General features: G+C 70.3%; 13 protein-coding genes and 1 pseudogene. 8 read left to right on the plus strand and 6 right to left on the minus strand.

Annotated elements, in window-relative coordinates:
- Nucleotides 1–14 precede the first annotated feature (14 nt).
- On the minus strand, nucleotides 15–1067 hold the full coding sequence (locus tag OG329_RS31835; protein WP_405799835.1) for an NAD-dependent epimerase/dehydratase family protein: 1053 nt from the start codon (nucleotides 1065–1067) through the stop codon (nucleotides 15–17).
- Nucleotides 1068–1210: 143 nt separating this feature from the next.
- Here OG329_RS31835 and OG329_RS31840 point away from each other — a divergent pair, with 143 nt between their 5' ends.
- Both OG329_RS31840 and OG329_RS31845 read left to right on the plus strand, forming a co-directional pair.
- A complete protein-coding gene (locus OG329_RS31840) occupies nucleotides 1211–1912 on the plus strand; it encodes a hypothetical protein (RefSeq protein WP_405799836.1) in 702 nt (233 codons plus the stop codon).
- 60 nt (nucleotides 1913–1972) lie between these two features.
- Nucleotides 1973–3508, plus strand: coding sequence for a PepSY-associated TM helix domain-containing protein (locus tag OG329_RS31845; RefSeq protein ID WP_405799837.1), 1536 nt, complete (start codon nucleotides 1973–1975; stop codon nucleotides 3506–3508).
- 99 nt (nucleotides 3509–3607) lie between these two features.
- Here the strand turns inward: OG329_RS31845 and OG329_RS31850 are convergent, their stop codons facing one another.
- Nucleotides 3608–4213, minus strand: coding sequence for a winged helix-turn-helix domain-containing protein (locus OG329_RS31850; RefSeq protein WP_405799838.1), 606 nt, complete (start codon nucleotides 4211–4213; stop codon nucleotides 3608–3610).
- A 412-nt stretch (nucleotides 4214–4625) separates the two neighbouring features.
- The gene (locus OG329_RS31855; protein WP_405799839.1) at nucleotides 4626–5552 is read right to left on the minus strand and encodes a DUF6891 domain-containing protein; all 927 of its coding nucleotides are present in this window, start codon (nucleotides 5550–5552) and stop codon (nucleotides 4626–4628) included.
- A gap of 110 nt (nucleotides 5553–5662) precedes the next feature.
- Between OG329_RS31855 and OG329_RS31860 the strand changes: the two genes are divergently transcribed.
- Both OG329_RS31860 and OG329_RS31865 read left to right on the plus strand, forming a co-directional pair.
- Nucleotides 5663–6607: a Gfo/Idh/MocA family protein gene (locus tag OG329_RS31860; RefSeq protein ID WP_405799840.1), complete on the plus strand. Its 945-nt coding sequence runs from the start codon at nucleotides 5663–5665 to the stop codon at nucleotides 6605–6607.
- Nucleotides 6608–6722: 115 nt separating this feature from the next.
- Nucleotides 6723–7010: a hypothetical protein gene (locus OG329_RS31865; protein WP_405799841.1), complete on the plus strand. Its 288-nt coding sequence runs from the start codon at nucleotides 6723–6725 to the stop codon at nucleotides 7008–7010.
- A 125-nt stretch (nucleotides 7011–7135) separates the two neighbouring features.
- Here OG329_RS31865 and OG329_RS31870 read toward each other — a convergent pair whose 3' ends face one another.
- From OG329_RS31870 to OG329_RS31880, 3 genes are all read right to left on the minus strand, one after another.
- Entirely contained in the window at nucleotides 7136–7681 is a 546-nt protein-coding gene (locus OG329_RS31870; protein ID WP_405799842.1) for a GNAT family N-acetyltransferase, read from the minus strand.
- The gene (locus OG329_RS31875; RefSeq protein WP_405799843.1) at nucleotides 7678–9645 is read right to left on the minus strand and encodes an SMI1/KNR4 family protein; all 1968 of its coding nucleotides are present in this window, start codon (nucleotides 9643–9645) and stop codon (nucleotides 7678–7680) included. The genes OG329_RS31870 and OG329_RS31875 overlap by 4 nt, the downstream gene beginning before the upstream one ends.
- 73 nt (nucleotides 9646–9718) lie before the next feature.
- Nucleotides 9719–11107, minus strand: a complete 1389-nt coding sequence (locus OG329_RS31880) for a CoA transferase (protein WP_405799844.1) — start codon at nucleotides 11105–11107, stop codon at nucleotides 9719–9721.
- Between the two features lie 89 nt (nucleotides 11108–11196).
- Between OG329_RS31880 and OG329_RS31885 the strand changes: the two genes are divergently transcribed.
- The 4 genes and pseudogenes from OG329_RS31885 (at nucleotide 11197) to OG329_RS31900 (ending at nucleotide 19137) form a co-directional block, all read left to right on the plus strand.
- Nucleotides 11197–12009: a hypothetical protein gene (locus OG329_RS31885; RefSeq protein ID WP_405799845.1), complete on the plus strand. Its 813-nt coding sequence runs from the start codon at nucleotides 11197–11199 to the stop codon at nucleotides 12007–12009.
- 299 nt (nucleotides 12010–12308) lie between these two features.
- Nucleotides 12309–13679, plus strand: a pseudogene (locus OG329_RS31890) (ThuA domain-containing protein); the annotation flags it as partial.
- A gap of 167 nt (nucleotides 13680–13846) precedes the next feature.
- Complete coding sequence (locus tag OG329_RS31895; protein WP_405799846.1) at nucleotides 13847–16351, plus strand: PQQ-dependent sugar dehydrogenase; 2505 nt, start codon at nucleotides 13847–13849, stop codon at nucleotides 16349–16351.
- Nucleotides 16348–19137: a glycosyl hydrolase family 95 catalytic domain-containing protein gene (locus OG329_RS31900; RefSeq protein WP_405799847.1), complete on the plus strand. Its 2790-nt coding sequence runs from the start codon at nucleotides 16348–16350 to the stop codon at nucleotides 19135–19137. Before OG329_RS31895 ends, OG329_RS31900 begins: the two co-directional genes overlap by 4 nt.
- Nucleotides 19138–19211: the final 74 nt, after the last annotated feature.

The following is a 19211-nucleotide window of genomic DNA, read 5'->3' on the forward strand; positions in this document are numbered from 1 at the left end:
CCGCACCGCTCCGGTCACGACCCCAGCAGCGCCGCTTCCACCTCCGGCGCGAGCCCGACAGACGGGCGGTCCGGGCGCTGCGGGGCCGCGCCGCCGATCGACCGGAGCCAGGCCCAGGTGTCGTCCACGGTCTCCCGCACGGGCCGGCAGCGCAGCCCCGCCGCCAGCGCCTTGGAGACGTCGCCGGCGTGCATCATGTCGTGCACGTCACCGCGCGGCAGCCAGATCGGCAGTTGCGTCCACGGTTCGACCCCGGCCGCGAGAATCGTGTCCGGGTCCGTCCAGCGCAGCTCGGCGGTTGAGCCGGTGGCCGAGTCGGTGGTCGAGCCGGTGGTCGAGCCGGTGGTCGAGCCGGTGGCCTCGACGCATGCGTCCAGCAGCTCGCCCATCGTGGTGTGACCGGGCGGACTCACCAGGTTGTACGCGCCCCCGAGGCCGCGTCCCGCCGCGTCGAGGGTCCACTCGGCGAGATCGCGTACGTCGATGTACTGCAACGGGTTGTCACGCGGACCCGGTGCGAGCACCGGCCCGCCGCGCGCGATCCGCCCCAGCCACCAGGGCAGGCGCCCCACGTTCTCCCAGGGGCCGAGGATCAGGCCCGCGCGCACCAGAAGCGCGCGGTCGCCGAAGACCGCCTCGGCGGCCAGCTCGCCGCCGCGCTTGTCCCGCGCGTAGTCGAGCCGCCCGGCGTCGGCCGCAGCGCCCTCCACCAGCGGGCCGGTCTCCGGGAGCCCTGCCGGGGTCGGGTACGCGTACACGGAACGGCTCGACACGTACGCGAAGTGCCTCGCCCGATCGGCGAGCAGCCGGGACGCGTCGAGTACGGCCGAGGGGGCGCCCGACCAGGTGTCGACGACCACGTCCCAATCGGGAGCCGCGCCACCCGTCGTGTCGGTAAGGGCCGCGAGTCCGTCCGGGGCCGTGCGGTCACCGTGCAGGACGTCGACGCCCTTCGGCGGCTCGTGGTGTCCTCGGTGGAAAACGGTCACCTGCCAGTCGCGCGCGAGCGCGGCCTCGGCCACGGCACGGCCGACGAATTCAGTACCGCCCAGTATCAGAAGTCTCATGTGCGAAACCCTGCCACGGGGCTGTCCGGCCACCGGAGTTCTTCTGCTGCGGGCAGAGCCGCCGAGTGACCACGGGCATAGCAGGTCAGCGCCGTTAACACCATCTGCCGCACGCGTCACAGGGATGGCAGCATGAGCGCACCATGACAGATGCCCGGTCGCCGATGCGCGCCTTGCGGGCCGCGATCTTCGCGGCGGTGTGCGTGACGCTGGCGGCGATGGGGCATTCGTTCATGTCTGCCCATGAAGTTTCGTTTGGTGTGCTTACGGCGGCATTCGCCGTGCTCACCGGCCTGTCATGGCTCGCGGGCGGACGGCGCCGGGGTATCGGATTCATCGGATCCGCCGTGCTCACCGCGCAGGGCGCGCTGCATATGACGTTCTCCGCCGTGGGGACGCACGACGCGATGCCGTCGCGGGGCCACGGGCCCGGCCACGCGACGGCGGGCATGGGCGCGGGCGCGGACATGGGGGTGGGGGAGGGCGACAGCGGCTTCGCGGGCACCGTCCTGGCCGCCGCCGGTGACATCTCGCCGGGCATGCTCGCCGCCCACCTGCTCGCGGGCGCCGTCTGCGCGCTCTGGCTGGCCCGCGGCGAGGCCGCGTTCTTCCGGCTCGGCCGGACCGTCGCCGCCTTCGCCTTCACCCCGCTGCGGCTGCTCCTCGCCGTGCCCCGGCCACTCGCCGTACCGCCGCCGCCCGTACGGCCCCGGCACCGCACCCGTGCCCCGCACCGGCCGCGCGGCGCGGTCCTGGCCCACGCGGTGTCCCGGCGCGGGCCGCCCGACGGACGAGTGTCCGTGATCCGTACGACGGCCCCCGGGGCCGCTTCCGCCATGGTCTGAGCTGAGCTGAGCGGGGTCCGGGGGTCGATTTCCCGTGCCACGCCAACTCCTAGGACAGTCATGGCCATTGACGACCCCGTACAGGGCGCCGACAAGAAAACGAGCGGCAAGAAGCCGCCCGTCAAGAAGCCCCCCGCCCCCGGCTCCGCCCCCGCCTCCGTGTCGACGTGGGGCGCCGTGCGCCCGCTCGTGCTGCGGCTGCACTTCTACGCCGGCCTGCTCGTCGCCCCGCTCCTGCTGATCGCCGCCACCACCGGGCTGCTCTACTCGCTCTCGTACCAGGCGGAGAAGATCGTCTACCGCCAGGAGCTGCGCTCCCCGGACAGCGACCGTACGGCCATGCTCTCCGAGCAGGTCGAGGCCGCGCGCGCCAAGCACCCCGACGGCAAGATCACCGCCGTCTGGCCCTCCTCCGAAAGCGAGGAGTCCACCCGCGTCCTGATGACGATGCCGGACAGCGAGGAGAGCGAGTCGTTGGCGGTGTTCGTGGACCCGCACACCGCCCAGATACGCGGTGAGCTGGACAGCTACGGCAGTTCAGGGGCGCTCCCGCTGCGCACCTGGCTCTCCGGACTCCACCGCCATCTGCACCTCGGCGAACCCGGCCGTATCTACAGCGAGACGGCCGCGAGCTGGCTGTGGGTCGTCGCGCTCGGCGGACTGCTGCTGTGGACCGGCCGCAGAAGGACCTCGAAGGGGGCGAAGCGCGCCCTGCTGCGGCCCGAAGCCGGCGCCACCGGCCGCCGCGGAACACTCACCCGGCACGGCGCGCTCGGGATCTGGGCGGCGACCGGATTCCTGCTGCTGTCCGCGACCGGGCTGACCTGGTCCACGTACGCGGGCGCCAACATCGGCGCCGTGCAGGACCAGTTGGGCGGCGCCACCCCCGTCGTCTCGGCCACCTTGAAGAGTGGCGAGGGCGCGGCGGGCGGTGCCGGGGGCCACGAAGGTCATGAGGGCCACGGCGGCGACAGCGGGGCCGGTGGGACCGGCGGCGACCACCAGGGCATGGACATCGGCATCGACAACGCCCTGACCGCCGCGCGCCAGGCGGGACTCGACGGCCCGGTGAGCGTGAAACCGCCCGCCGACGGCACGGCGTACGTCGTCGCGCAGCGCGACAACCAGTTCCCGGTCCGGCTGGACTCCGTCGCGGTCGACCCCGGCACCGGACTGATCCTCGACGAACTGCGCTTCGCCGACTACCCGTTGCTCGCCCAGCTCACCCGGATCGGTATCGACGCCCATATGGGCCTCACGTTCGGCGTCGTCAACCAACTGCTCCTGGCCGCCCTCGCCCTCTCGCTGATCCTGATGATCGTCTGGGGCTACCGCATGTGGTGGCAGCGCAGGCCCACCCAGGACCGCAAGCTGGGCGTGGGCAGGCCCATGGCGCGCGGCGCGTGGCGGAAGGTGCCGCTGTCCGTGCTGCTGCCGCTGATCGCCGCGGCGGCGCTGATCGGCTGGTTCGTACCGCTGCTCGGCATCACGCTGGTGGCGTTCCTGATCCTGGACGTGGTGCTCGGCGTGGTCGCGCGGGCGCGGGCGCGCGCCGCGAAGACGGAGGCGGAGGCGAAGGTGGGAGCCGGTACGTAACCCGTACGTAGCCCGTACGCACCTGAGTGAGGCCCCTGCCGGGGGTGAACGGTTGGTTCGCCCGGCGGGGGGCCTCACGTGTGCCGCGACCGCGGGATCCTACGGCGCGTACTTGTAGCCGACGCGGCGGATCGTGCGGATCGTGTGGCGGTGCTCGACGCCCAGCTTCCGGCGCAGCCGCGCCACATGCACGTCGACGGTCCGGCCGTCGCCCACGTGTCCGTAACCCCAGACGGTGGTCACCAACTGGTCGCGGCTGTGCACCCGGTGGGGGTGGGCCACGAGATGGGCGAGCAGTTCGAATTCCAGGTACGTCAGATCCAGCGGCCGGCCGTCCACCTCGACGGTCCGCTCGTCGGGGTCGATCCGCACGGGTCCCTCGGCGGCGCCGGGAGCCGGGGCGGGCGCGGGCGTGTGTGCGGTGGCTGTGGCCACCGGGTGCTGATCGGCCGGTACGAGCACCAGATAGCCGATCATCGGGGGCCTGCCCGGCAGCGTCGGCAGGGTGTGCGCCGGGGCCGGCAGCCAGGTGGAGCCGGGCGGCAGGGAGTCGACGAGCCGGTCGGCGGCGCTGGCCGCACCGGCCGTGCCGATCGGTACGACCTCGTCACGGTCGACGGCCCGCAGTCGGTGCCGGCCGGAGGTGGCGGAGGAGGCCGCGGCGGTGGCGGCGGTGACGGTGGAGAAGGGACGGGAGTTCGCCATGAGGGGTCAGCTCTTTCGCGCGAAGGATGTCGTCGAGTCGACAGGACGGGACGTACGTCATTCGCGACGGCCGAAGGCCCGGGAACAGGCTTTAGAGGGCCGACGCGTTCCTCGCGCGGCGACACACCCGGTCGAAGTCGTGATGCTGCCGGGACGGCCAGAACGGCTCAAGGTCGATGCGACCCGACGCGTCGTGCAGAAGGCTGGCCATGACCTCATTGAAGCAGAAACGCGGGCGCAGCAGGAGTGCCCTCTCAAGGGTCGGTACGCGCAGGGACATCCATTGGCGATTTCATGGGCTGTTCATGGGATTCACAGCCCGTTCACGCGGGCCCACCCCACCCCACCCCACCCCACCCCACCCCACCCCACCCCACCCCACCCCACCCCACCCCACCCCACCCCGCCCCCGTCAGCCGAGCCGTTTGCGCCAGTCCAGGTCCGTGACCTCGATCGCCGTCCCCGGCTCCCCGTCCCACTTCACCGCCAGACCCGCGTCCGTCAGGGCCGCCGCGACCTCCCGGCCGACAGCCGTCGTGGTCTCCTCCGAGCCGTCGAACCCGCCGTAATAGAGCGAGAGCCCACCCCCGGCCGCCACCCGCTCGGTGCCCTGCGCGTGGAAGAAGACGAAGCCGCGCACCGCCTCGGTGTCCCCGGCCTCGCTCTCGGCGCCGATCTCGGCCAGCCCGCAGCTACGACAGCAGGTGAAATTCTCGCGGGCCACGATGCCCCGTGTGTCCAGCCCGGCGAACACCGCCGCGATCCGCTCGGGGTCGGTCTCGCCCTCCCATCCGGCCTGCTCCTCGACGCGCTCCAGCCACAGTCGGTCCACGATCCGCTGTGCCTGCGCGGCGGAGACGGGCCGCTCGTCCCCGTTCACCAGCCACTCCTCGGCGTCCTCCGCGAGCCGCTGCCGCCCGTCGTAGCCACAGGTGATCAACCCCCGTACGTACCCCTCGATCTCCTGCCGCGTCGTGTCGTCCAGCTCCAGCTCCGGCACCGGGCCGCCGCCCGCCAGCCCCACCTGCCGCCAGACCACACCGGCGTCCCAGCCGCGCTCCTGGCGGGCCCACGCCACCATGAGACGGGCCACCGACTCCGCGTCCGGCAGCTCCGTGCCGAACATGTCGACGTCCGACCCGTTCCGGTGCTCCAGCGTGTAGCTCCGGTCGGTGTTACGCGCCACCTGGATGAACACGCACGGCAGGTCGGGGATCCGGTCCGCGGTCACGAACTGTTCGTCGTCACTTCCCATCCGCGCGACCAGCTCCCCGAGCCGGTCCGCCGAAATCCGCTCGTACTCCTGCCAGTTCTCCGTCTTCACCCTGATGTCCAGCATGGGAATCACTGTGGCACAGGCCACTGACAACACCGCCAACCCGGTTTGGCGGCCATCCGGTCCCCGCCCGCTCTGGGCCGGGCCGGGGCGCGGACGGCACACTGATCCACATGAGCAAGCTACGCATCGCACTCCTCGGCACCGGCCCCTGGGCCGAGCGCACCCACGCCCCCGCCATCGCGGCCCACCCGGACGTCGCGTTCAGCGGCGTGTGGGGGCGGCGCCCCGAAGCCGCCACCGCGCTCGCCGCCGCACACGACACCACGGCGTACGCGGGCGCCGGCGAGGGCGGTTCGCCCGGCGCGGGCGGTCTGGAAGGGCTCGACGCGCTCCTCGCCGTGAGCGACGCGGTCGCCTTCGCACTGCCGCCGGACGTCCAGGCGCCCCTCGCCGTACGCGCGGCGGCGGCCGGCTGCCACCTCCTCATGGACAAGCCGGTCGCGACGACCGTGCCCGCCGCGCGCGCCGTCGCGGAAGCCGCCGAACGCGCGGGCGTCGCCTCCCTCGTCTTCTGCACGCTCCGCTTCGCCCCCGGAACCGCGCGGTGGGTCGAGGAACAGGCTGCCGTGGGCGGCTGGTTCACCGCACGCGCCCACTGGCTCGGCGCGCTCTACGGGGCGGGCGACAAGAGCCCGTACGCCGACTCGCCCTGGCGCCGCGAGAAGGGCGGCCTGTGGGACGTGGGCCCGCACGCGCTCTCCGCGCTGCTGCCGATCCTGGGCGACGTGACGGGTGTGACGGCCGTACGGACCGAGCCCGACCTCACGCATCTGGTGCTCACGCACACGTCGGGGGTGGCGAGTTCGGCGGTGCTGAGCCTGAGCGCTCCGGAGCGGGGCGCGGGCGCGGGGCTCGAACTGCGGGGCGAGCACGGGACGGTGGTCCTGCCCGAGGGCTGGGGCGACCCGGCGGACATCTTCGGCACCGCGATCGACGCGCTGCTCACGGCGGCGCGCACGGGCCTGCCGCACGCGTGCGACGTGCGGTTCGGCCTGCGGCTGACGGAGATCCTCGCCGAGGCGGAAGGCTTGATCGGTCGCGGGACGACGGCCTGATCCCAACTGCCTCAACGCTGCCTCAAACACCGTCTGGCCAGGGGCGATTGTCAGTGGGAGGCGGTAGAATCGGCAGTGTTCGTGAGGGTTCCACCACCGTGCCGGGAGGTCGCCGATGGCCGTTGCCACAATCACGACGAAGCTTTTCGACATCACACAGCCAGCAGCCAGGTCCGTGCAGCGCAAGCCACTGCCCGCGGGACAGCCCCGTGAGTGGTACGAGACCCACAACCGCCGCCTGAAGGCCATGCGCCTCGCCATCGCCCTGCTCGACTCGGGCGTGTATCACCCGGCGAGCGCGACCAACCGGAAGATACGTGCGACGGCGTCGCTGATCGGTATCCATCCGCCGTCGGACACGACGTGCCGCATGGTGCGCGCCCTGATCCGCTACGGGCGCTGACGGGGCGGTCGGGGAACGACGAAACCGCCCAACGACGAAACCGCCCAACGACGAAACAGCGCAACGGCGAAACCCCTGTACGGGCCTGGTGGACGCACCGGTTCCGTACGGGGGTTTCCTCGGTGTCACCTGGCTTCTCGGCCGACCCATCTCACCTCACCGTCGTGCCACTCGTCGGTGGGCTCCAGACCCGCGGCGCGCGCGACGGCCTTCGACGCCGCGTGGTCGGGGTGGATGTGGGCGGCGATCTCGCGCACCGAGTGCTGTCCGAGCCAGCCGACCAGCCCGCGCGCCGCCTCGCTCGCGATGCCCCGTCCCTGGAAGGCGCTCCCGACCACCCAGGCGATCTCCGCGACCAGCCCCGGCTCGGGCCCGGCGGCCGGGTGGATCGTGGCCTGGACCGTCCCCGCCAACTGCCCCTGCTTCCGGCTTTCTTCGTCCTCCCGGAGCCGGATGACCCAGTTGCACCAGGAGACCGCCGGATCCGAAGGCCCGGCTGCCATGCGCGCGTAGCGCGAGCGCAACTCGTCGGCGGTCGCCGGCTCACCGCCGATGAAGGTGTGCAGCGCCGGGTCGGACAGCACCTCCGCCATCTTTGGCGCGTGCTCCACCCCCAGTGGCACCAGCACCAGCCGCCGCGTCCCGATGACCTCCGCCACGACGCGGCTCATCGCTCGGGCCGCCGTGCGGGGATCTGGTGCACCATGATCTGGACTCGGGACTCACCCGGGCCGGGGGGCCTGGTCCACGGTGCGGTCGCGACGGCGTGCAGCCGCCCGTGCTGGATCGCGAAGCGCGGCAGCGAGAGCCCGAACATCTCCGCCACGGCCGCGAGCGCCCTCCGCTCGCCCTCGTGTCCCTCTTCCCGCGCCTTCCCCTGCTTCTCCTGCTTCTCCTCCGGTTCCGCGCCGGATCCCGCGTCGGCGAAGAAGTGCCGGGGATCGAGCGCGTCCGGAAGATCCCCGGACCGCTCCGTCGTCCCGCCGCGCACCGTGAATCCGTACCGCTCCCGCCCGTCCTCGCAGTAGGAGAAGTGAAAAGCGTCGGGGAACGTCTCGGACCTCTCGCTCTGCACCTCGCACCACACCAGCACCGCCCGCCCACCACTCCGCGAAGCCTTCTCGCCCATCGGACTCACCCGTCGGTAGGGGAACGACGACGTGCCGTCCCTGAACGCGAAGCTCCAGTCCTCGCCCCCCTCCTCGCGGTCCGTCGTCCCGCAGGAGCCGACCCGGTCCAGTGCGTCCCGGGCTTTGCCGTGCCAGGGGTGGGTCTCCGCCTGGTTGTGCGGAGGCAGCAGTGTCTCGCCGCCCAACCGCTCGGCCAACTCCGTGGGGGAGACGCCTTCGGCGAGCACGAAGCGGTACGAGTGCTCACGCCCCGCGCGGTCGGCCAGCCACGCGAGCCCGTCCGGCACTGCCGGGGGATGCCCGTCCGCGGCCTGCTTCTCAGGAGCGGCGACCCGCTCGGGGCCCCGAGGTGTCGACAGGACGCGCCGTCCGCGCTCCGGCGTGATGAGCGGCCCGAGGAGCGGATCGGCGAGCAGCCCTATGGGCGCGACATGATCGTCCTCGTACGGCTCCCACTCGGCCAGCGCCGCCTCCACCGTGCGCCACGCACCGTCCGTGTCACCCCAACGCGCCTGCTCCCGCGCCGTGATGACCGCCTCGCCGAACGGGCCGGGTGTCTCGTACGCGTACGTACGCTCGCGAATCCGCTCCAGCAGCGCCGCCGCCCGGTCCCGCTCACCCTCGTCGAACGGTCTCAGGAACCAGTCGTCGTCCCGGTAGTGACGGAGGTGGTCCGTCGCGGCGAGGGGCATGAACTCCTTCTCGATCAGCGGGTCTTCAAGACGACCGCGCCCGTTGAAATGCACGCCGCCCAGGTGGAGCATCGCCGTCAGTTGGAGGTGCGGCTTCACGGCGCGCGGTCTGCCGTACGTGACCGCCTCGGCCAGCACCTCCATCTGCCGGTCGATGTCCTCCCCGGCCAGACAGGCCACCCGCGCCCGCTCCAGGGACGCGTCCAGCTCGCGCGTCGTGTCATTGACGAAGCCGGGATCCGCGCCGTTGCCCTGGTGGAAGTCCACATAGACGGACCGCATGAACGCGCCGAACGACTCGTACCGCTCCGGATACTCGCCCGTATAGCCGCGGTAGACATAGAGCGCCCATTCCCCCTCGGCGTTCACATCGCCGGGGTCGAGCAGGACATCGGTCATGTCCGAGTCGACGGACAGTTGCAGGGCTCTGCTCCACATCCCGGCCATCAGGACCTCGGGCTCCGATGACGTGGCCGTCAGATTTCCCTCGTACATCTCCCGCATGTTCATCGGGTCGCCGTGCCAGTGGACGCCCTCGGTCGTGCCCATCAGATAGACCGCGATCCCGGCGGGCCGCCACCCGTCGGAGACCGCGAGAAAAGCGCGGTACGACGGCGGGAGCTTCGCACCGAGCCGCCGCTCCAGCGCGGTGATCCGCTCCTCGTCGGCAGGCGGAAACCCGAGCCCCGCCTCGATCAGCTCCGCCAGGGCGCCCTCCCCCTCGTCTTCCTCCACTTCCTCTCGCGTACTCGGCGCGGCTGCCCACTCCGCGCTCCACCGCTCCAGAAACTGTCCCCACCCCACGTTCTTCATGTGACTCATCGTGACATCGACCACTGACAATCGGTCGGACACCCGGCGGACCGGGGTATTCGGCGGGCCGGGGTCAGAGCCACCGCGCCGGGTCCGTACCCCACATCGACGGCGGACCGGCCCAATCACCCGGACCACCCTCGTAATTGACCGGCGACCGGACGTACCGCAGTTCGCCGTACGGCGAGGGTGTCCGCGCCATCCACACCTCGGGGTCGTTCGCCTCCGCCGCCTCCGGGCGTTCACTCGCCGGCTCCGGCTCGATGTCATGCATCAGCCACGACGCGGTCCCCGCGAGCGAGAGCCGCAGAAGCCGGCCCGCGCCGTCGTCATGACGCTCGCCGAGCGCGCGCAGGATCGCCGCCGCCAGGAGATAGCCGGTGCTGTGGTCCAGGGCCTGCGCGGGCAGTACGCCGGGCCGGCCGTCCGCTCCCCGCTCGATGAGGGAAATCCCCTTCGCCGCCTGCACCAGGGAGTCGAATCCACGCCGTTCGCGCCACGGCCCCGTCCAGCCCCACGCGTCGAGCCCCGCCACGATCAGTCCGGGGTACCGCTCCAGCAGGGTGTCCGGGGTGAGCCCGTAGCGGTCCAGCGAGTCGGCGCGGTAGCCGAGGACCACGACATCGGCCGAGTCGAGCAGTTCGCGGAAGACCGCCAGATCGGCCGGGGCGCCCAGGTCCAGTCGGGTGGAGCGCTTGCCGAATCCGGTGTCGGCGTGCGCCTTCGGGTCCTCGGGCAGCAGGGGCGGGTCGACGCGCAGCACATCGGCACCCAGCAGTCCCAGCGTGCGGGTGGCCACCGGTCCCGCGATGACCCGGGTCAGATCGAGGACCCGCACCCCGTGCGCCGGCAACTCGCCGTCCGCCGACAGTCGACGACGGGCGGCGCGGCCCGCACCGCCTCCCACCCGCCGGCTCTCGATCAGTGGCCATCTCCGCGTCCCGGGCTCCGCCACCGCCACGGCCGGCGCGCCCGCGCCGTACACCGTCTCCTGGATCCACCGGGCCGGCCGCGCCCGCAGCACCTCGGCCAGCTTCTCCCGCAGCGCGTCGTCGTCCCCGTCGTCGGGGATGCCCAGCGAGGACAGCAACCGGGCCCGGTGGTGCGGGTAGTTGGCATGCGTCCGCACCCAGCCGTCGGCCGTGGGCCAGAACGAGGAGAGCGGGGCGAAAGGGGACCAGGCCCGCCCGTCGATGCGCAGGTGGCGCTCGCTGACGAACGCCGCCCCGACAGCCGCCTCGTGCACCCGGACCGCCGGTACCTCCCGACCGGTCCGCAGCGCCACCAACTCGGCGGCGGCCAGGGAACAGACCCCCACGCTCGCCCGCGCCAACCGCCGTACGGGCAACCGGGACGGCAGCACGCCGGGAGCCGGTACATACGTCACCCTCCCCGCCGACTCCGGGGCACCGCCGAGAGCGCTCCAGGCGTGCGCGGTCGCCACGTCGATGTCCTGTGTCACGAGCGTCGGTCCTCTCTGTCCGGTCTGCGGGTTCCGCTGTTTTCCACAGGGGGACAGGGTTGTCAGTGGCAGGTGCCAGAATTCCCATCATGTCTCTCGCCGACCTGACTTTCGACCGCTGGCGCACCCTGGACCGGGACGCCGCGCACCACCATGCGCGCGAAGCCGCGCGACTGGCGGACGGCCGACTGGTGGAGTTCGACGCCACGCCCCACCTGGGCGGTCTTCTGCACCGTGCGGTGATCGAGCGCGGGGGACAGCGGTTCGCCCTGATACCCGGCGGCGAGGTGACGGTGGGATTCGATCTGGCGGGCTGGCGGCCCCTGCCGGAACAGCTCGACTCGTACCGGACCGAGAGCCTTGCCGGTGGGTTCGGCTTCGACGACGACCTCGTGGACCATCTCGCGCGCTATCTGAGTCCGAGGCGTACGGCCACGGTGCCGACGGTGCTGATGGCGGTGGAGGCGCACGAGCTTCCCGAAGAGGCCGATTCCGTCACGGATTTCCTCCTGGAGGGTGGCCTGCGGCTGCCGGGTCCGGACGAGTGGGAGCACGCCTGCGGGGCGGGCGCGCAGACGCTGTTCCGCTGGGGCTCCGACTGTCCGCTGGAGCTGTCCCCGTACGGCGATCACGACGACCCGACCGGTCATCGGCGCCGTCCGAACGCCTTCGGTCTGCGAATAGCCCGTGATGTCTACGAGGCGGAGATGACCTCCGATCCGGGATCCGTCTACGGCGGAGACGGCGGCGAGGCGGTCTGCGGCGGATACGGCGCCTTCGTGGGGTGGCTGCCCCTGGCGACCGCCAACCGCAACCCCGGCATGGCCGAATTCATCAACGGCCCCGAGGGCGCGGACATGAGCGACGAGTTCGGCATCCGTCCCGTCCTCGACCTCGGCTGAACGGGGCGCGTCCGCCGACAGCGCCGCCGCGACCCACGACGGCGTGAAGATCCGATCAATCGACGGTGGCCGATTCCCGTCTCCGGCCGCGCTGTTGAGCGCTGTCTTCGCCAGGGGAGAAGTCAAGGGCGCCATTTTGTCATGGAGGAAAACTAATCTTCGGATAGTTCAGCGCCGACCCTTGACCCCCCTATACCTCCGATGTTCACTACGCCTGACGACGCCGCCGCCTCGTCGTAGATCACCCGTCACCGCTTCGCTCAGCCGCGCCCTCGGGCGTCTCGAGAGAGGACCGGATAGTGCGCCCTGTGTCCCGCGCCCTGATCGCGCTCGTCCTGGCGGCCATGTCGCTCGTCGCCGTACCGCGGACTCCGCCCGCGGAGACGGCCCCCGCCGCAGCGGCCTCGGCCGCACCGGCATCCACCACCACCGTCCCGGCCGCCGCCGCGCCCCTGACCAAGGTCCTGGTCTTCTCCAGGACCGCCGGATTCCGGCACTCGGCGATCCCGGCCGGAATCGCCGCCGTCCAACGGCTCGGCGCCGCCAACGGGTTCACCGTCACGGCCACGGAGGACGCGGGAGCGTTCACCGCCGCCAACCTGGCGCAGTACCAGGCGGTGATATGGCTCTCCACCACCGGCGACGTGCTCAACGCCGCGCAGCAGACGGCCTTCGAGTCGTACGTCGCAAACGGCGGCGGTTACGTCGGCGTGCACGCCGCCGCCGACACCGAGTACGACTGGTCCTGGTACGGCGGCCTGGTCGGCGCGTACTTCGCCTCCCACCCCGCCACCCAGCAGGCCACCGTCAAGGTCGAGGACCGCGCGTCCGCCTCCACCTCGCATCTGCCGCAGCGCTGGACCCGCACCGACGAGTGGTACAACTACCGCGCCAATCCCCGCTCGGCGGTCAAGGTGCTCGCGAGCCTGGACGAGACGTCGTACAGCGGCGGCACCATGGGCGATCATCCGATCACCTGGTGCCAGGACTACCAGGGCGGACGCTCCTGGTACACCGGCCTCGGCCACACCGAGGAGTCGTACGCGGACCCGGCGTTCAGCACCATGCTGCTCGGCGGCATCCGGACGGCCGCGCGCGCCACGACCGCCGACTGCCGCCCGGAGACCGGCTACACACCGCTGTTCGACGGGAGCCGGGCCAGCCTCGACAAGTGGCGGCAGGCGGGCGCGGGCAGTTTCAGCCTCGCGGACGGCACGCTCTCCTCCGTCGGGGGCATGGGCCTGCTCTGGTATCCGGTGACGCCGTTCGCCGACTACTCGCTCAAGGCCGACTGGATGATGCCGGGTGACGACAACGGCGGTGTCTTCATCGGCTTCCCCGACCCGCGGGGCGACCCGTGGAAGCCGGTCAACCTCGGCCACGAGATCCAGATCGACGCGTCGGACGGGGACCCGACCCGTACCACCGGGAGTGTCTACAGCTTCCAGGCCCCCGACCCGGCGGCCCGCGCCGCCGCGCTCAACCCGCCCGGGACCTGGAACAGTTACGAGATCTCGGTGCACGGCCGGCACGTCGAGATCCATCTCAACGGCGTGAAGATAAACGACTACACCAGCACCCGTGACATCGCGCTGGGCCATGTCGGACTCCAGAACGACGGTGCCGGTCTGGACATCAACTACCGCGACGTCCGCATCAAGCGGGACGGCGATTCCCGCCAGTAGCCCCGCCGACAAGCGAGCAGCAAGCAAGCAAGCACGCACGCACGCACGTAAGTCAGTAATCGATCGACCGCCCGGACCACCCGGCGCGCGGCTGTCCGCCGCGCGCCGGGCCGTCAGGGCGCCCCCACCCGCGATCGGCCCCTGGAGGTTCCGTGTTGTCGCGCGCTGTCGCCTACCTGACCGCCTTGTTGACCCTGGCCGCCCTGCTGCTGGCCCCCGGCGCCGTAGCAGCCGAGACAGCCGACCGGAAAGCCGCCGCGCCCCCGCCCACCAGCGGCTTCGAGAAGGTCAAGCTGGACGGCGGTCTGGGCATGGGGGAGCCGATCGAGCTGGCCGTACTGCCCGACGGCAAGGTCCTCTACATCAACCGGGGCACCAGCGCCGCCGGCGGACAGGTGCGCCTCTACGACCCGGCCACCCGGTCCACCACGGTCGCGCTGACCCTCCCGCTGGACGCCCGCTTCGAGGACGGGCTGATCGGCATCACCCTGCACCCGAAGTTCGCCACCACCGGCTGGGTGATGCTTTTCTACTCGCCCAAGAGCACCCCGCTGGTGAACCGGATCTCGCGGTTCACCTTCAGCCGGAGCACCAACACCATCGCCCCGGCCGGCGAAGACATGATCATCGAGTGGCCGACCGAGCGTGAGATGTGCTGCCACTCGGCCGGCTCCATGTCCTGGGACACGGCGGGCAATCTCTACTTCGCGGTCGGCGACAACACCAACTCCGGCGGCGACGCGCAGGGCATGGCCCCGATCGACGAACGCCCGTCCCGCCACGCCCAGTTCGACGCCCAGCGCACCTCCGGCAACGCCAACGACCTGCGCGGCAAGATCAACCGTATCCACCCGGAGGACAACGGCACCTACACCGTCCCGGACGGCAACCTCTTCGCCAAGGGCACTGCGGGCACCCGCCCCGAGGTCTATGTGATGGGCGTACGCAACCCGTACCGCGTCTGGGTCGACAAGAAGGCGAACAACACCCTGTACTGGGGCGAGGTCGGCCCCGACGCGGGCGCCACCATTCCCGCGCGCGGCCCCGCGGCGTACGACGAGTTCAACCGTGCCACCGGCCCCGGCAACTACGGCTGGCCCTACTGCGGCGGCCCCGACGTGGCTTACAACGACTGGGACTTCGCCGCCGACCAGCCACGCGGCTGGTTCCCCTGCGGCGGCGGCAGTGGCCCGGTCAACAACTCCCCGCGCAACACGGGCATCCAGCAACTGCCGCCCACCAAGCCGTCGTTGGTGTGGGAGCAGCACGGCGGCAGCAAGGAGTGGCCGCAGCTCGACACGCCGGGCGGCTGCGGTTCGCCCAACCACACCGAGGTCTACCACTACGACGCGAATCTCAACTCCGACGTCAAGTGGCCCCAGTACTACGACAACAAGCTGCTGATCTCCGAGTACTGCCGCAACTGGATCAAGGAGGTGCAGTTCAACAACGGCAACGCCGCCACCGGTACGCCGACCGCCATCGAGCCGGTCCTCGACGGTATGAAGTTCGTCCACCCGATCGACATGGAGTTCGGCCCGGACGGCTCGCTGTATCTCCTCGAATACGGCAGCGGCTACTTCTCGGGCGCCGAGGACGCCGGGCTCTACAAGATCAACTATGTGCAGGGCGGCCGGTCGCCGCTCGCCAAGGCGTCCGTGGACAAGGACAACGGACTCGCCCCACTGGCCGTCACGTTCTCCAGCGCGGGCAGCGGCGACCCGGACGGCAATCCGCTCAGCTACGCGTGGGACTTCACCGACAACGGCAGCACCGACTCGACCGCCGCCAACCCGTCCTTCACCTACCCCTCGAACGGCGGCTTCCAGGCCAGACTCACGGTCAGCGACGGCACCGGACGCACCGGCACCGCGACGATCCCGGTCGTCGTCGGCAACAACCGCCCCACGCTGACGATTTCGCAGCCACCGGCGGGCGGCGCGTTCGAGTGGAACGAGAACGTCACCGTCACGGCGTCGGCGACCGATTCTCAGGACGGCCCCGTCGACTGCTCGAAGGTGATCGTACGGATCGCCCTGGGCCATCAGGAACACGCGCACGAGGTCGCCGAAGGCACCGGCTGCTCCACGACGTTCAACACCGGACCGATCCACTCCGGCCTCGACGCCACGCAGTTCTACGTGGTGCGGGCGAGCTACACCGACAACGGCGCGCCCGGCACCGTACCGCTGACCGGCGAGAAGGAACTCAGCCTGTGGCCCAAGAAGTGGCAGGCGGAGCATTACGCGCAGCTCTCCGGACCGCAGATCATCACGGCCGCCGGAGCCGAGGGCGGCAAACGCCTGGGCGATGTGCAGAACAACGAATGGGTCAAGTACCACCCGGTGAGCCTCAAGGGCGTCACCGGCCTCAAGGCGCGGGTCTCCTCCGACAAGGCGGGGAACGTGGCGACCTTCCGTTACGACTCCATCACCGGCCCGGTCGTCGCGCGGGTGACCGTGCCCAACACGGGCGGCTGGGAGACGTACACCGAGGTGAGCGCGGACGTCACGGGAGCCGTGGAGCAGCCGCGCGATCTCTTCGTGGTCTTCACCGGCGGCTCCGGCGCCATTCTCGATCTGGACAGCTACACCTTCACCGGGCCCGGCATCAGCCGTCCCGTCACCGTGACCGGCCGTGGGAGTGATGCACAGTGACCACCGCGAGATCGTCAGCAAGAGCAACGATCAGCACACGAACAAGAACACCTGCCGCGCGCCTGCTCGGCGCGTTCCTCGTCCTCGTCTGCCTGGTGACCGGCCTGTCGGGCGTGTCCGGCGTGTCACCGGCCATGGCCTCACCCACCGACCACGCCTTCAACTCCTCGGCCGGCGCGCTGAACGTGGACTACGCGAAGTATCTGTCCAAGCACGACATCGTCTACAACCGCCCGGTCACCGAGCCCAAGCACGGCCTCACGGTCGGCAACGGCCGTACGGGCGCGATGGCTTGGCAGAACAACGGCCTCAACATGCAGGTGTCCGGCGTGGACACCTCGCAGCAGACGGCCTTCGGCGCCGGGCTGCTCAATCTGTCCACCACCCCCGCGATGGACAGCGGCTACTCCACCTTCCAGCAGCGTCTTTCCCTCTACGACGGCACCCTCACCACCAAGTACGACAACAACCGCACCGTCACGGTGATGGGACAGCCCAACTCCGAGGTCATGGGCATCCATGTGGAGGACACCCGCTCCGGAGTCTCGGCGATCACGCTGGATCTGAGCCTGTGGGACGTCGCCAATCTCGGCAACAGCGGTGATGTGCCCGACATCAACACCTGGCGGACCGTGTCCACGTACGCGGACGCCAACGGCGCCGGGCTCAGCCGGGGCCAGTCGGACCCGCAGAACTTCGGCTACACCCTCGGCGCGACCGTGGAGGGCGCCGCGTACACCGCGCGTGTCGTGGACGGCCGCAAGGTGCGGCTGTCGATCACGCCGGACTCCAGCTACACCATCTGGTTCACCGCGAGCAGCCGGCTCAACGCGCCGAGCCACGACTCGGTCGCCGAGGCCAAGCGCGCGCTCGCGGCGGTCAAGGCCACCGGCTACACGAACACCAACGCCGCCTATCTCAACTGGTGGCACGCGTTCTGGCAGAAGTCGTTCGTCCAGTACTCCAACGGGTCCCGTGAAGCGGACTACATGGAGAACGTCTACTACCTCTCCACGTACATGATCGCGGCGGCCGGATACGGCAACTATCCCGCGCACTTCATCAACGGCGTCTTCCGGGCCACCGGGGACGCCACGAAATGGAGCAACGCGTACTGGTACTGGAATCAACGGGACATCTACAACTCGTTCCTCGCCTCCAACCACACCGATCTCATCGCCGGGTTCAACAAGCTCTACAGCCGCAATTTCGACGCGCTGAAGGCATACACCCGCACCCGCTACAACGTGGACGGTATCTGGGTGCCGGAGACGATGGGCTGGGACGGCAACGCGCGCGGCACGGTCAACAGCGACTACACGAACAACATCTGGTCGACCGGCACCGAGGCCGCGTACAACATGTATCTCCAGTACACGTACACGAACGACACCAACTATCTGCGGAACACGGCCTATCCGTTCATGCGCGAGGTCGCCAAGTTCTACCAGGCGAAGCTGTCGTTCAACAGCTCGACCGGTAAGTACTACGTCGCGTCGTCCCACTCGCACGAGACGTACTGGAACGTGCCGAACGCGATCACGGACGTGGCCGCCGTACGCACCCTGTTCCCGCTCGCCATCAAGGCGAGCAACCAACTCGGCCTGGACGCCTCCTTGCGTCCGCAGTGGCAGAACATCCTGGACAACCTGATCGCGTATCCGTCCGACACGAGCGCGAACACCTATCTGCCGCACACCCCGCCGATCGCGCAGACCCGTAACAACGAGAATGTCGCGGCCGAACTGATCTGGCCGTACGACCTCACCGGTATCGGCTATCCCGACCAGCAGAAGGCGATCAACACCTGGAACGTCAGGCCGTTCCCGTACGGGAACGTATGGGCCAACGACGCGATCCAGGCCGCCCGGCTCGGACTCGGGAATCAGACGCTCCAGGGCATGAAGACGATGCTCCAGAAGTACCAGAACTATCCGAACGGCATGACCAGCAACACCAACGGCGTCTTCGAATATCTCGGTGTGCATCTGGCGGCGACGAACGAATCGCTGCTCCAGTCGTACAACGACAAGATCCGGGTCTTTCCCGCCGTTCCCACCGACTCCACCTTCGTCGGCAAATTCAGTCTGCTGGCCAAGGGCGGATTCATGGTCAGTTCGGAGCGGGAGGCCGGAGAGATCAAGTACGTGGGAATCAAGAGCCAGTTCGGCAACGCCGCCCGCGTCGTCAATCCCTGGGGTACGCAGGAGGTCCGGGTCCGCAGAACCTCCGACAACGCCGTCGTGACGACCTCCAGCAGCGCCGAGATCACCTTCAACACCGGTTCGAACGAGGTCTACGTCGTCGAGCGGACCGCCAAGCCGCTCAGCTCCTACACCTCGACGCAGCTCACCGGGACCGCGAACCAGGGCATGAAGTCCCTGGCCGGCACCAGCTCCACGCTGGGGTCGAACGCGACCGCCGACCCGATGGTGAACAACCCCGCGCTGACGTACGACAGCAACTGGCATCTCACCAACAGCCGCGGTTACGGCGACTACAACGACGACACGCACCACAGCAACACGGTGGACGCGGTGGCGTCGTACACGTTCACCGGCACCGGGATCGAGTATCTGTCCGAGCGCAACGGCGACATGGGGACGGTCGATGTCTATCTGGACAACGTCTTCCAGGCGACGGTCAATCTGCGGGCCGACGGCGCGAGACAGGTCCAACAAGTCGTGTGGCAGAAACAGGGGCTCACGCGCGGTTCGCACACGATCAGGATCGTGAACCGCAGTACGTCGGTGGGGATGGTGGACGCGCTGCGTATCACCCCGTAGCCCGCCGACCCGAGCGTGCCGGACGGGACGCCGGCACGAGCGTGGCCCCGAACGGAGAACAACTCCGTTCGGGG

It is taken from the genome of Streptomyces sp. NBC_01506 (assembly GCF_045040295.1).
Taxonomy (GTDB): domain Bacteria; phylum Actinomycetota; class Actinomycetes; order Streptomycetales; family Streptomycetaceae; genus Streptomyces.

Excerpts from the sequence above, each read along its gene's own strand:
- OG329_RS31835 (WP_405799835.1), bottom strand. The coding sequence starts at position 1,067 with ATGAGACTTCTGATACTGGGCGGTACTGAATTCGTCGGCCGTGCCGTG.
- OG329_RS31840 (WP_405799836.1), top strand. The coding sequence starts at position 1,211 with ATGACAGATGCCCGGTCGCCGATGCGCGCCTTGCGGGCCGCGATCTTC.
- OG329_RS31845 (WP_405799837.1), top strand. The coding sequence starts at position 1,973 with ATGGCCATTGACGACCCCGTACAGGGCGCCGACAAGAAAACGAGCGGC.
- OG329_RS31850 (WP_405799838.1), bottom strand. The coding sequence starts at position 4,213 with ATGGCGAACTCCCGTCCCTTCTCCACCGTCACCGCCGCCACCGCCGCG.
- OG329_RS31855 (WP_405799839.1), bottom strand. The coding sequence starts at position 5,552 with ATGCTGGACATCAGGGTGAAGACGGAGAACTGGCAGGAGTACGAGCGG.
- OG329_RS31860 (WP_405799840.1), top strand. The coding sequence starts at position 5,663 with ATGAGCAAGCTACGCATCGCACTCCTCGGCACCGGCCCCTGGGCCGAG.
- OG329_RS31865 (WP_405799841.1), top strand. The coding sequence starts at position 6,723 with ATGGCCGTTGCCACAATCACGACGAAGCTTTTCGACATCACACAGCCA.
- OG329_RS31870 (WP_405799842.1), bottom strand. The coding sequence starts at position 7,681 with ATGAGCCGCGTCGTGGCGGAGGTCATCGGGACGCGGCGGCTGGTGCTG.
- OG329_RS31875 (WP_405799843.1), bottom strand. The coding sequence starts at position 9,645 with ATGAAGAACGTGGGGTGGGGACAGTTTCTGGAGCGGTGGAGCGCGGAG.
- OG329_RS31885 (WP_405799845.1), top strand. The coding sequence starts at position 11,197 with ATGTCTCTCGCCGACCTGACTTTCGACCGCTGGCGCACCCTGGACCGG.